Annotated in this window: 13 protein-coding genes and 2 tRNA genes; 7 read left to right on the plus strand and 8 right to left on the minus strand. The window is 46.5% G+C overall.

Annotated elements, in window-relative coordinates:
- From FDW94_RS24335 to FDW94_RS15550, 3 genes are all read left to right on the plus strand, one after another.
- Positions 1-333 (plus strand): ABC transporter substrate-binding protein (locus tag FDW94_RS24335; RefSeq protein ID WP_249358556.1); only part of this gene is annotated, 333 nt, incomplete at its 5' end.
- Positions 320-1,324: an iron ABC transporter permease gene (locus FDW94_RS15545; RefSeq protein WP_137377849.1), complete on the plus strand. Its 1,005-nt coding sequence runs from the start codon at positions 320-322 to the stop codon at positions 1,322-1,324. The genes FDW94_RS24335 and FDW94_RS15545, both read left to right, overlap by 14 nt.
- Complete coding sequence (locus tag FDW94_RS15550) at positions 1,321-2,073, plus strand: ABC transporter ATP-binding protein (protein WP_137377850.1); 753 nt, start codon at positions 1,321-1,323, stop codon at positions 2,071-2,073. Before FDW94_RS15545 ends, FDW94_RS15550 begins: the two co-directional genes overlap by 4 nt.
- Here FDW94_RS15550 and FDW94_RS15555 read toward each other — a convergent pair.
- From FDW94_RS15555 to FDW94_RS15585, 6 genes are all read right to left on the minus strand, one after another.
- Positions 2,060-2,782: a substrate-binding domain-containing protein gene (locus tag FDW94_RS15555; RefSeq protein WP_137377851.1), complete on the minus strand. Its 723-nt coding sequence runs from the start codon at positions 2,780-2,782 to the stop codon at positions 2,060-2,062. The two genes, FDW94_RS15550 and FDW94_RS15555, sit on opposite strands and share 14 nt — an antisense overlap.
- A 186-nt stretch (positions 2,783-2,968) precedes the next feature.
- Positions 2,969-3,045: transfer RNA gene (locus FDW94_RS15560), tRNA-Val, on the minus strand.
- Between the two features lie 4 nt (positions 3,046-3,049).
- Positions 3,050-3,126: transfer RNA gene (locus tag FDW94_RS15565), tRNA-Val, on the minus strand.
- 199 nt (positions 3,127-3,325) lie between these two features.
- Positions 3,326-3,808 (minus strand): glutathione peroxidase, encoded by a 483-nt coding sequence (locus tag FDW94_RS15575; protein ID WP_137377852.1) that lies wholly within the window; start codon positions 3,806-3,808, stop codon positions 3,326-3,328.
- 168 nt (positions 3,809-3,976) lie between these two features.
- On the minus strand, positions 3,977-4,525 hold the full coding sequence (locus tag FDW94_RS15580) for a GNAT family N-acetyltransferase (RefSeq protein WP_137377853.1): 549 nt from the start codon (positions 4,523-4,525) through the stop codon (positions 3,977-3,979).
- Between the two features lie 33 nt (positions 4,526-4,558).
- Positions 4,559-4,891, minus strand: a complete 333-nt coding sequence (locus FDW94_RS15585) for an EmrE family multidrug efflux SMR transporter (RefSeq protein WP_137377854.1) — start codon at positions 4,889-4,891, stop codon at positions 4,559-4,561.
- A 513-nt stretch (positions 4,892-5,404) separates the two neighbouring features.
- Here FDW94_RS15585 and FDW94_RS15590 point away from each other — a divergent pair.
- Positions 5,405-6,040: a GNAT family protein gene (locus FDW94_RS15590; protein WP_234692304.1), complete on the plus strand. Its 636-nt coding sequence runs from the start codon at positions 5,405-5,407 to the stop codon at positions 6,038-6,040.
- Positions 6,041-6,199: 159 nt separating this feature from the next.
- Positions 6,200-8,077: an AAA family ATPase gene (locus tag FDW94_RS15595; protein ID WP_249358558.1), complete on the plus strand. Its 1,878-nt coding sequence runs from the start codon at positions 6,200-6,202 to the stop codon at positions 8,075-8,077.
- Positions 8,078-8,393: 316 nt separating this feature from the next.
- On the opposite strand, the gene FDW94_RS15600 is transcribed toward FDW94_RS15595, so the two are convergent.
- Together FDW94_RS15600 and FDW94_RS15605 are read right to left on the minus strand one after the other, a co-directional pair.
- Positions 8,394-8,996 (minus strand): site-specific integrase, encoded by a 603-nt coding sequence (locus FDW94_RS15600; RefSeq protein WP_137377855.1) that lies wholly within the window; start codon positions 8,994-8,996, stop codon positions 8,394-8,396.
- Between the two features lie 144 nt (positions 8,997-9,140).
- On the minus strand, positions 9,141-9,911 hold the full coding sequence (locus FDW94_RS15605; protein ID WP_003832721.1) for a DeoR/GlpR family DNA-binding transcription regulator: 771 nt from the start codon (positions 9,909-9,911) through the stop codon (positions 9,141-9,143).
- Between the two features lie 262 nt (positions 9,912-10,173).
- Here FDW94_RS15605 and FDW94_RS15610 point away from each other — a divergent pair, with 262 nt between their 5' ends.
- Together FDW94_RS15610 and FDW94_RS15615 are read left to right on the plus strand one after the other, a co-directional pair.
- Complete coding sequence (locus tag FDW94_RS15610; protein ID WP_137377856.1) at positions 10,174-11,310, plus strand: MFS transporter; 1,137 nt, start codon at positions 10,174-10,176, stop codon at positions 11,308-11,310.
- Between the two features lies 1 nt (position 11,311).
- Entirely contained in the window at positions 11,312-12,427 is a 1,116-nt protein-coding gene (locus FDW94_RS15615; RefSeq protein WP_137377857.1) for a gluconeogenesis factor YvcK family protein, read from the plus strand.
- Positions 12,428-12,432 lie beyond the last annotated feature (5 nt).

The following is a 12,432-nucleotide window of genomic DNA, read 5'->3' on the forward strand; positions in this document are numbered from 1 at the left end:
AAAGGTGCCCGTCAGGTTGCGCTGGAGCAGGTATTAGCGTGGAACCCGCAGGTGATTTTTGTCCAGGATCGCTATCCGCAGGTGGTAACTGAGATCCAAAACGATCCGAACTGGCAGGGGATTGATGCGGTGAAAAATCATCGCGTCTGGTTGATGCCTGAATATGCCAAAGCCTGGGGCTATCCGATGCCGGAAGCGTTGGCGATCGGTGAACTTTGGATGGCCAAAAAACTGTATCCGGATGCCTATAAAAACGTGGACGTTGATGCGCAGGCCCAGGACTACTATCAACGTTTTTATCGTGTGAACTGGCAGTCTGATGCAGCTAAGTAACCGTATTTTGCCCCAGCAACCGCTCTTAATCGTTGTGGTCCTGTTGCTGGGCGTCAGTTCGCTATGCCTCGGACAGTATCCGCTGTCGTTAAGCGAAGTGTTTTACCACCTGACGCACTATAGCGACGCTGAAGGAGTAGGCAGCCAGGTTATCTGGACGGTCAGGCTACCGCGTATTCTGATGGCACTGCTGGCGGGGGGCGCGCTTGGGTTATGCGGCGCGACGCTGCAAGGGGTATTTCATAACCCTCTGGTCGACCCGCATATTATCGGCGTGACGTCGGGGGCGGCCTTTGGTGGAACACTTGCCATCCTGCTCGGTCTTTCGCCCTGGCTGATGATGGGATCAACGTTTTTCTTTGGTCTGACAGCGTTGATCCTGGTGTATGCCATTGCTGCGTTACAGGGGCTGGAGAATACGCTGGTATTGATCCTGTCGGGTATCATTTTGAGCGGTTTTTTTGCCGCGCTGGTGAGCCTGATCCAGTATCAGGCTGATACCGAAGAGACGTTACCTAATATTGTGTTCTGGCTACTGGGCAGCTTCGCGACGGCCAACTGGCATAAAGTGCTGCTGTTGGCGGTCCCGGTCGGTATCGCCGCGACGGTTTTGTACCAGCTACGCTGGCGGATAAACCTGTTGTCGCTCAATGACAAAGATGCCAGAGCACTGGGTGTGGCGGTGGTTCCTCTGCGACGCAGCGTTTTGGTGTGCTGCGCATTTTTGGTCGCTGCTCAGGTGGCGGTCAGCGGCAGTATTGCCTGGGTTGGATTAGTGATTCCGCATCTGGCGCGTTTGCTGGTGGGGGTTGATCATCGTCGTTTACTACCGTGCGCCTTCTGGTTGGGGGGCGGATTTATGATTGTGGTGGACGATATTGCTCGCACCCTGATGCACGCGGAGATACCGTTGGGGATTATTACCGCATTGTTCGGCGCGCCGTTGTTTGCTTTCTTACTCATTCGTACCAGCCGTCGGGAGAAATCATGATACCTGCCGCACTGCGTGTAAATCAGCTTACTTATGGGTATCGTACGCCGCTATTTGAGCCGCTAACGTTCTGTTGCCAGAAAGGTGAGATCTGGGCCGTGCTGGGACGTAACGGTCTGGGTAAAAGTACACTGCTCGATACGTTAACCGGCACGCTGCCTTCTATAGGCGGGAGTATTGAAAATAACGGTGGGATAGGGATTGTGGCACAGCATAGCCATTTGCCGTTTCCGTACACGGTCAGCGACGTGGTGTTGATGGGGCGAGCACAGCACGTGAAGCTGTTTGCGCAACCCAGTCCGCAGGATCAAAAAAGAGCAATGCAGGCGTTAGAGCAGTTGAATATCGCGCATCTCGCCTCCAGCTCATTTGGCTCACTTTCCGGCGGGCAGCAACAGTTGGTGATGATTGCCCGGGCTCTGGTGACGGAGTGTCAAACGCTGTTACTGGATGAACCGTGTTCCGCGCTGGATCTCGCCAATCAGCAGGTGGTGCTGCAGCTCATTAGCGATCTGGCCCATCAACAGGGATGCAGTATTCTCTTTTCGACTCACGATCCGCTTCATGCGTTACAGGTTGCTTCCCATACTTTGCTGCTACTCCCTGAAGGAAAATGGCGGGCAGGGCCCACGAACAGCATTGTGACGGAGGAGAATTTATTCCTGGCCTATGGCTTAACGCTGAGAAAACTCAGCGTGGAGAACTACCAGACGCCGTTTATCGCACCGTTGTTTTCTATTCGCCGTTAAGCGTTAAGAATCCTGCGGCGCTAAGAAATTCCTGCCCGCCGCGGGAGAGTATGAATTCAACCAGTGCCATGACTTCATTGGATGCATCAAGCACCGCCAGTTGGTATTCGCAGCGAATATTGTGCTCATCGGGAATAGCCACGTAATGTACGTCGGGCATCGCGCGCAGCGCGTGTACGTAATGCGCGTAACCGATAAACAGATCGGCCAGCCCCTGGCGCAGGATCCAGGCGCTCGCCAGTTCACCTTGCGGGATTTTTATCGTATCACGACCACCCACCAGCGGGATTGCGCGCGTCCGAAGCTGTTGCCCGAGTCCTGGTTCCAGTACATCCATATTGTCGAAAAATGCCCAGGTATAGTCTCCGGAAGGGTCGCTGCCGGGCGTTGATGTACCTGGTCGCAGCGTAGGGTCGCGGAGTAAATCCAGCCAGACACCGGTTCGGTTGCTGACCAGGCTCAGTTTGTTCCAGCAAAAAGTGTGCGTAGAGACGGCTATATTACGTGCTAACAGGTTTTGCGGATGTTCCCGGTTGGCCGAGGCAAAGAGCGCACACGGTTCTCCCGCTTCAATACGCTCACGCAATAAACCGGCCGGACCATATTCAACCTTAACGTCTATTCCACTCATGCGCGTGAACTGGCTTATCAATGGCGTAAATGCAGGGCGCAAACTGCCTGCGGCTAACAGGAAGATGGAAGAGGGCATGGTATCCGATCTCTGGCGAATGACATTATGCGAAGAAGATGAATGATACGCGTTGAGCATGGAATTTAGAATGATTTAGCGCAGTGCTATTGAATCATCATGGGAAATGATAAAACTGACGGATACAAACTGAAGATAAAAAAATATTTTTGAAGTGAAATAGCACCAAATCAAAGGGATATGATTTGGTGCGTCCGAGTGGACTCGAACCACCGACCCCCACCATGTCAAGGTGGTGCTCTAACCAACTGAGCTACGGACGCAAAATGGTGCGTTCAATTGGACTCGAACCAACGACCCCCACCATGTCAAGGTGGTGCTCTAACCAACTGAGCTATGAACGCAACGTTGTATGTGACAACGGGGACGAATATTAGCGGCACAGACCGAATGAGGCAAGAGGGAAATAGCATTTTTCTTCCTGATCTCACGCGATTGCAGAGTAATTAAGCAAGTTGATTATATTTTGTTGATTTTGCAGAGTGTTTTTTATTCAGACAGCGAACTGGGGCGTACCAGGGTCGGTTCGAATTACAGAGGCGCTCAGACTTTAAGCGCTGTAAGGATAGTGGTTTCTATTTTCTCTGGGGTAGTGAAGGGGGCAAATCGCTTAAGCGGCTTGCCGTCACGCCCGATCAGGAACTTAGTAAAATTCCACTTGATCCGACTACCCAGCACGCCAGGTAATTCGTCTTTCAGGTAACGAAATACCGGGTGCGTAGCGGCACCGTTGACTTCCACTTTCTCAAACATCGGGAAGCTCACACCGTAGTTGATGTGACAGGTTTGCGCGATTTCGTCGGCTCCACCGGGCTCCTGGTTACCGAACTGGTTGCAGGGAAAACCAAGCACCACCAGACCCTGCGCGGCGTACTTCTTGTAGAGCGCTTCGAGGCCTGCATATTGTGGAGTGAAACCACAATGGCTGGCGGTATTAACCACCAGAACCAGTTTGCCAGCGTAGTCAGTCATACAGATGGGCTGGCCATGCAAACTGGTGGCAGTCAGTTGATGAAAGGGGGCCATGCCAGAATCCTCAAATAAGATAGCATTACTCATGTTGCCCGCGAGTGACAGGCTTCGCTGCGTATCTATTTATTATGATCGCAACTGCAGGATTAATAAACTTGCCATTGGTGCAGGGCAAAAATAGAAATTCTCTGCGGTTCGGTTATGGACATTCCATAATTTATATTAACCAACCTGACGAGCGTTCCATTCGTCGCACGTGATTTCCCAAAGTTCAGAATCCAGCAAACCGCTGACATACTCTTTCTTTTCCGTCTTGATAAGCCGCATGCCGCTTCTGTCTGAAATACGTTTGGAACGGATATTGAGAGAGGCTTTCGGCGCACGCAATACCGTCTTATTTAACGTATTAAACCAGTAATCCGTAGCGACATTACTGGCCTCACGCATAAAACCCTGCCCCTGATATTCCGGAGCTAACCAAAATCCACGGTTATTATCCTCAACGTCATAAAGGCAAATTAAACCTATGAGAGCGTCAGGGGCCTCACGGAGTCTGATAGTCCAGATCCACGCAATCCCTTTATCCATATCAGGCAGGGCAACGTTATTGACGTAATTCTCCGCACCGTTATCAGGATAGGGCCAGGGTACTGAGGAGACCATATAACGAACTATCTCCCAGCGGGGATAAAGCACCTGAATCTGCGAGGCATCTTTGGCTTCTAATGGTTTTAACAGCAAGCGTTCCGTATGGAGTATTGGTATTTTCATATGCACTTTTCCTACTCGATCAAGATAAGAGGATCAATGTGGGGAGGATTTTGAAAAAATATTAATAACCAGAACCCCAGCACAAATAAGAAGCATACCTGCGATCGCCGGAAAATCTAACTTTTGCCCACTTACCAACCAGCCCAAAAGACTGATTAATACGATTCCAGCACCTGACCAAATTGCGTATGCAATACCCGTTGGAATGGTCGACAGAGTTTGGGAGAGAAGATAAAAGGCTGTGCAGTAGCACACAATAGTCGCTACAGATGGCCATAGGCGTGTGAATCCGTCAGAGAACTTCATCAGGGTTGTACCTATGACTTCAGCTATGATGGCCCCGGCAAGGAAAATGTATGAATTCAAAATCTGACCTCATGTGACAATTTAAAGCTAATATCGTATCACAAAGGGGTGGGGTGAGTTTGGACACAGAAGTTATCCGCCCAAGACTTCGAAGCTGCCGTACTGAACTCATAGCGATTAGATTTCCGTTGGTGAGTTCTCCTGCCAAGAGCAAAAGAAAACTCAGGCTGATAATGCGATGGACATATCCATACAACGCAGATCTGTTTGGGCAAGTCTTGATGGGGATATCGTTTCCTTGATAAACATAAGACCATGCTTTTCGTAGAAAGTTTGCGCGTTTGGTGTTGAGGTCAAGGTTAACTGTTTCAGCCCTCTTTTAATCGCCTCATTACATTTATAGATTTATCATGAAACGGTTTCGTTTCAACATCGTTGTTTAACAAAAGAGGGAAGTCCATTACTGGCACGGAGTTGACAAGTTACCATCATGAGCAGTGAGCAGATAATCGACTCTTGATAAGTCGATTATTCAATGCAAACGGGGCATAGTAATTCATTCAGTACAGGATTATGCAGCTCAATCAATCGACACAAAATAATTGTGAGGTCACAAATATGACGCCTACATTGCAAGGATCTCTTGTCACGCTCCGTCCTCTGCTTGAGACAGATGCTCAGCTATTGATTGATGCGGCTGCGGATGGGGAACTCTGGTCCCTGCCATTTACGGTGGTTCCGTCTGCTGACACCGCAGATTCGTACATTCAGAAAGCCCTCAAGGGGCAGATCGAAGGCACAGTCATGCCGTTTGCTGTAACGCTTTCGTCAGATCAACGTGTCATTGGGTCAACACGTTTCTGGAAGATTGATAGAGAAAACCGAAAGCTCGAAATTGGTCACACCTGGTATTCACAAAGCTGGCAAAAAACAGCTGCAAATACCGAGAGTAAACTGTTATTGCTGCGGTACGCCTTTGAGCAACTGAAGTGTGTTCGCGTTCAGTTTACGACTGATGTATTGAATGAGCGCTCGCAGGCTGCCATTCTCCGTATTGGTGCGATCCAGGAAAGCATCATCAGAAATGAACGAATTATGCCTGATGGTCGAAAACGTACTTCCATACGGTACAGCATAATTGATGATGAGTGGCCGCAGGTTCGGACCAACCTTGAGCACCGCCTTTCCAGCTACAGGAAAGAGAAATAACTCGAGGTTTTGCGGACAGAAGGTCTGCTGTGAGCGAGAAGCGGACATCTGCTTTAAAATTTTTTTCGTTTATTAAAAATTATTATGATAATGAAATTTTTTTTAGTATTCTCAGAGTTCGCACTTTACAAAATGATACCATAAGGGATTGAAATAATTGTGAATAATGAATCTGATGAGTTTACTTGGCCTATTAGTGTTAAATATCCACTGGTCGATAATCTAGGTACAATAGCGACAATAAAAGTCGGCCCTGGTATTACAGTATTGGTTGGACCGAATGGTAGTGGGAAAACCAGAGCACTACGTGCAATAAAATCACAGTTAATGAGTGAAAACCTATTAAACGCTAATAATAGGAAAGTACATTTTCTCTCGGCAGGACGTAGTAGCCCATTAGAATCTTATAGGTCTAGTTCAAATTCTCCTCATGGTGTCGATACTAACAATGCTGCAGTTGGTAATATAGGTTACATGGATAACTGGTGGAATTTTGAAAGTATCACTGGGGACTTAATGGTCTTAGATCGGAGACCTGATCTCAAGTTAAAGATTGAAGCGCGCTTGCAGCAATTGTTTGACAGAAGTGTTGAGCTAAAGTGGTCTCAGAGCGGAATGATTATTAGGATGACATCCGTCACTAGTGGTGATGGCTATCCAGCTAATCACGAAGCAAGTGGAATTCTACAGGTTATCGCGTTACTTTCGGCAATTCATAACGACGAGATAGGTACATTAATAATCGATGAGCCAGAAATCTCACTCCACCCACAGCATCAAGCATTTTTGCTCGAAGAAATGGAGTTGGTAGCAGGAGATCCTAGTGATCCGACTAAAAAATTAATTATCATAGCAACACATTCACCTTCCATGTTACCGCTTCGGCGAATTGAAGAATTATCAAAAATAATATTTTTCAACTCGGCACAGCGGGTTCCAGCTCAGATAGAAAGCAAATCAGAAATTCTGAAAAGTAGAAAGCTGACCGCATTGATAGCACGCCTTAGCGCTACCCATCGAACAGCAATGTTTGCTGAGCATGTATTACTGGTCGAAGGCCCGAGCGACGAAATAATTGTAACACAATTGGCAAGAAAGTTTGGTCTCCGCATGCTTGCGCGTAATGCCCAAATACTTCCCGTTACTGGAAAGGGCGAATTTATAGAGGCTGCTAAGCTTTTTAGATTAATGAATAAACAAGTAAGTTTGCTGGCAGATCTTGACGCTTTGGCTGATGAGAATGATTTAGTTAATTATTTTAGCGGATTACCAGAAGCTATGGCTATTGCAGATCAAATCGGGCGAACAAATCTCGCTGATTTTGACAGAGATTTGAGAGGAGAAATTACAAGTTTCATTGCTGACTTCAAAGCGGAGATCGATATGGCAGCTGATGATTACCCTGATTGGTCAAGTAAAGAATCTGGAGCAGATACTAAACGTCGAGTTACGTTAGCTCGTATTCTTACTAATCCCAGAAGTTTTGGTACAGAAACATCTTCCAGTGCTGAAAGACTTCTCATAAAATATAATTTACTCTTGAGTTCATTAGAAAAGGTTGGATGCTATTTTTTACGTCGGGGAGCCATCGAAAATTATTACCGTGAGACAGCAGATATTGGAGCAGGAAAGCCAGATCGTGCAGCATTAGAATCAGCTGGGTTCGATGTTAGAGAAAAGCACGAACTTGAAGCAAGTTATAAAGACATTTATGCTGCCTTACAATATGCTGCTCCAAATAAGATTGTAGATGAAGATACACTCCTCCGTATGAAACTTGGTGCTATTTTATTACCAGTAATGCTCGGTATGAAATTTAACAGTAGCGACAAAGAGATCGAAGCGTTGGCTAGCTCTACAATTGGGAATGATGCAACAGTTTTCAAACTTTCGAATAAATCCGATGAGCAACAAATTAAGCTCGAAGTGGATCTCCGCTCACCGTTGTTCAAGCGTGAAAATTTCCCCTTCGAAATATCAACTTCTGAAAATCCAATCGCTGTTTTGCAAAAAGTGCTACCTGGAATTAATAGATAAATTACGAGATTTAAACTCTTAAATAGATAGGTTTTATCGATCGCCAATGTTATTGGCTGATGATTTAATAAATTTTAAATTAGTAATAAAAAGTCCTTAACCAAGACTAAAGTAGTCTTGGTTAATTAATATTGCTATCATCCAGAGCATAACTAATGCATTCTAAATTCTAGGTTATATATATAAATCATGCTTCCCTTTGTTATTAGTGATTCTAAGAAATAGTTCATTCGTGATTTCTTAGTTTCATGCACACAAGATAAGGACAAACAGTGTCCGCTCCTGGCACAGGGCTGCTGTTGCAGCCCTGACAACCTTAGACTTCAATCGATTCAGAAATCTCTAACGCATCATCGACTTCAATGCCCAGATAACGGACCGTGCTTTCCAATTTCTTATGACCTAACAGGAGTTGAATCACACGAAGATTCTTAGTTTTCTTGTAGATCAGGTAAGGTTTTGTTCTTCTCATGGAATGTGTACTGTAAAGCGAATCTTCGAGACCAATTTTTGCTACCCACCCATGAAAAATTCGGTTGTATTGCCGGGGTGATATGTGTTGGTTAGTACCGACCCGAGATCGGAACAGGTAGTCTTTACTGTGTAAATTGCCAAGCTTTATCAATGCAGAAACAGCCTCTCTTGTCCCTTTGGTTATCTCAAATTGGACAGGGCTGCCGGTTTTCTGTTGTAGCACCGTAGCTCTGCTTGAAACAGAGCTACCATATGCAACATCAGATACTTTGAGTTTTACCAGATCACAGCCTCGACGCTTACTATCTAGGGCCATATTGAACAGAGCCAAATCGCGCGTTTTACCTTCCAGTTCAAGCCTGATTCGGATCCCCCAGATATGAGATATCTGAAGTGGTCTTTTTTGGCCGATGATACGGTCTTTGTTCCACGGTGATGTGTTCATACTCAAATCTCCTGAAATGTGGGTGATCTGAGTATGGCTGTCCCTCATGAGCGAACAGCAGACGTTTGCACTTCCCCCCCCACAACGGCGTTAGCATAAACAGTCAGACATGGGGGTTATGCGGACTGGCGGCACAGTCTTACTCTAAATTTCATAAATCTGAAGATCAGCTTCCTGGAATACTTCAGCATATTTTTTGCTCACACCCCCCTCAATGACGAGCACATCTATCTGGCTGCTACTTGCAACGACATAGCGAGCGGCCGCAGGGATCTTGTCGGATGTTAATCCCACAATCACTTCGCTGCACTGTCTGATAACCGCTTTCTTGAACTCACAATCAGCATAATCGAAACCAGTCAGACCTGATTCTAACGACATTGCACAACCTCCGATGAAACCCTGATCGAAGATAATTGCTTTAATTTGTTCAAGGGCAGGACTGCCAACACACCCTCCAGATGAGCGTTGAACCGCTCCACCCAGCATGATGACTTCGCATAACGGTTTTCTTAATAGAATGGCAGCTATTTCTGGCGAGTTTGTCACCACAGTTAAAGCCACTGACTCCGGAAGAGCTATGGCCATAGCAAGATTCGTCGTGCCTGAATCGATAAAGATACAGCTATTTGCTTTGATAAGTTGCGCGCACTTTTGCGCGATCATGCTCTTTTCATCTGTTTTTGTAGTTGTGCGATCAGCATAATTCCCTACTTCAGGCAGTGTGGCCACAGCCCCACCGTATACCTTTTTGCAAACGCCATCCTTACTAAGCTCATGTAAATCACGGCGAATTGTGTGTTCTGACACACCTAGTTGAGCAGAAAGCTCGACACAAACAACCCGTCCTTTTTCTTGTAAGAGCTCACGAATTAGGGCTTGTCGTTGATCCGGGAAAGCTGCATAATCGAGCACGTTAACTCCTAAGTTCATTTAAACGAGCAAGAGGGTGCATGATCGTGCATTCATATTATCTGTGTCAACTCCGTTGATTTACATTACTCCCCGGCGCATAGGGGATTCATAAATCAACATAAATTTCAGCTGGTTAAAGCATGTTTCGACCGTGCCCCTTTATCTCATTATCAGAGCAACATTTGTGTATCCATGAGTCAGGCTGGTGCAGTGCGAAAATGCGAAAGACCGCTCTCGTAACGAACGCAAAGCGAGCACAAGAATGAACGAAAAAGTTGCAACACGATGCATATTCTTCATCGCAGGATTGGCAACGTCAGCCTGGGCTGTGATGGTCCCTTTTGCAAAAATTAATACTGGAGCTAACGAGGCAGTTTTGGGTGTTTTACTCCTGTGCCTAGGAGGGGGCGCTATTATTTCTATGCCCCTTGCAGGGCCTCTCACAGCTCGCTTCGGCTGTCGTAAAATTATCGGCTGTGCAGTACTGATTATTCTGTTATCCATGCCGTTTTTAACATTAGCCAATGACCCCGTTTCACTTGGCCTTCTTCTACTCACGTTCGGCACTGGGATTGGCCTTGCCAACTGCGCCATGAATATTCAGGCAATACTGGTAGAGAAAAACGAAAGCATCCCACTTATGTCCGGTTTCCATGGGATGTATAGCGTAGGAGGTATTGCGGGAGCTGGCGTAATGACCTGCCTGCTCACTGTTGGTCTGAACATTCACACAGCATCATTGTCAGTCTGTCTCATTATCTTCTTGTTGTTAATAGCCAGTTACAGACAACTTCTTACCTATGCCAGCCCAGCAGAAGGCCCATCATTTTCCTTTCCTAAAGGAGATGTCCTGCTCTTAGGTGTCATCTGCTTTATCGTTTTTCTGGCTGAAGGAACCGTACTTGACTGGAGTGCTGTTTATCTGTCGGAAGTAAGGCAAGTTGCGGATTCTCAGGCAGGTCTCGGTTTCACTTGCTTTGCTGTCGCTATGACGGTGGGAAGACTTAGCGGTGATGCGGTCATTAGTCGCCTTGGCGCTTTGCCTGTCGTCATTTACGGTGCAATTCTGGCCTTTTTCGGTTTTTGCCTCATTATCCTGGTTAGCTCAATTCCCGCACTCCTTGCCGGCTATTTCTTTATAGGCGCAGGCTGCGCAAACATTGTACCTGTTATGTTCAGCCAGATTGGCAAACAGCAGAGCATGCCGCAGGCAGTTGCAGTTCCAGCTGTGACTACGATGGGGTATATCGGCGTACTTGCAGGACCAGCCATGATTGGTTTTATTGCCCACCGAAGTTCTTTGCCTGCTGCCTTTATCTTTGTAGCGGCACTCATGATTCTCGTATTAATGCTAAGTCTGGCATTAAGTAAAACACTAAAATTGCACCAGGAGATTTAAAGTGAAGCGTATTGTTTTGTTTTCTGGTGGCAGTGCATGCCGTTCTCTGAATATTGCGCTTTGCCACCATCCAGTTTCTTTGACTCGTATTGTTCCTGCGTGGGATAGCGGTGGAAGCTCACGATCAATTAGAGAAAATATCGATGTATTATCTGTAGGTGATATCCGCCAGGCGCTAATGACCATGGCCTATGGTGAAAACTGTTCGGGTGATATCGTTCGCATCTGCAATACCCGTTTATCATCCGAGGGGGAAACTCAGGAAGCTTTGAGAGAATTTCAGGCTTATGCGGAGGACAGACATCCTTTGCTTGAGCGCCTCGATACTGGATTGAGAGGCGCAATTGTTAATTATCTCCAGATTTTTTCTACCACGGTGGGTGTCGCATTTGACTACCGTAATGGCAGTATCGGGAATTTCATCTTAACCGGCGCCTATTTGGCACATAATCGGGATATGAATACCGCGATTTTTGTTTTCAGAAAACTCTGCGGCATTACAGGAGAAGTCTGGCCTTCTTCACTCAATAATGATCTTGTGCTTTCCGCTAATCTTAATGATGGGCAGCATGTTTCACCTCAGGACAGAATTACCCATCTTTCTAGGCAACAGGCGGAGATTGGCATCAATTCTGTCACATTGCAAACGTCCAACGGAAGCAATGCTCAGGTAAATACTGCCGTGCTGGAAGCCATAAAGAACGCGGATCTTGTCGCTTTCGGTCCTGGCAGTTTTTATACCAGTATCATGCCACATCTTCAGGTTAAGGGCGTAATCGCAGCCATAGCAAAAGCAAGATGCCCCGTAGCACTGATCGCTAATATTTTAGAATGCCGTGAGAGTCATGGACTGGGTTTGCAGGATGTTGCTAATCGTTTTATCCAGCAATGGCACGATGCAGACGCATCCATTGCCTTGCCTGAGTTGATGGTTCTGGGAAATCAGAGATTTCTTTCAATTGAAAAATATGTGGGTGAATTTGCCTATCTCTCGGATGAAATCAATGAATCAACCCGCTACACCTGTGTGCTGGATGAGTTTGAAGATGTCTGGGTGCGTGGTAAACACGATGGTGAAATACTTGCAAACAGGCTATTGTCTCTGGTTGAAAATTAATCGGA

The organism is Citrobacter sp. wls757 (assembly GCF_005280935.1).
Taxonomy (GTDB): domain Bacteria; phylum Pseudomonadota; class Gammaproteobacteria; order Enterobacterales; family Enterobacteriaceae; genus Citrobacter; species Citrobacter portucalensis.

Bases quoted from the DNA above. Each gene is read 5' to 3' on its own strand.
- FDW94_RS15545 (WP_137377849.1), top strand. From the start codon at position 320: ATGCAGCTAAGTAACCGTATTTTGCCCCAGCAACCGCTCTTAATCGTT.
- FDW94_RS15550 (WP_137377850.1), top strand. From the start codon at position 1,321: ATGATACCTGCCGCACTGCGTGTAAATCAGCTTACTTATGGGTATCGT.
- FDW94_RS15555 (WP_137377851.1), bottom strand. From the start codon at position 2,782: ATGCCCTCTTCCATCTTCCTGTTAGCCGCAGGCAGTTTGCGCCCTGCA.
- FDW94_RS15575 (WP_137377852.1), bottom strand. From the start codon at position 3,808: ATGGCCCCCTTTCATCAACTGACTGCCACCAGTTTGCATGGCCAGCCC.
- FDW94_RS15580 (WP_137377853.1), bottom strand. From the start codon at position 4,525: ATGAAAATACCAATACTCCATACGGAACGCTTGCTGTTAAAACCATTA.
- FDW94_RS15590 (WP_234692304.1), top strand. From the start codon at position 5,405: ATGCAGCTCAATCAATCGACACAAAATAATTGTGAGGTCACAAATATG.
- FDW94_RS15600 (WP_137377855.1), bottom strand. From the start codon at position 8,996: ATGAACACATCACCGTGGAACAAAGACCGTATCATCGGCCAAAAAAGA.
- FDW94_RS15610 (WP_137377856.1), top strand. From the start codon at position 10,174: ATGAACGAAAAAGTTGCAACACGATGCATATTCTTCATCGCAGGATTG.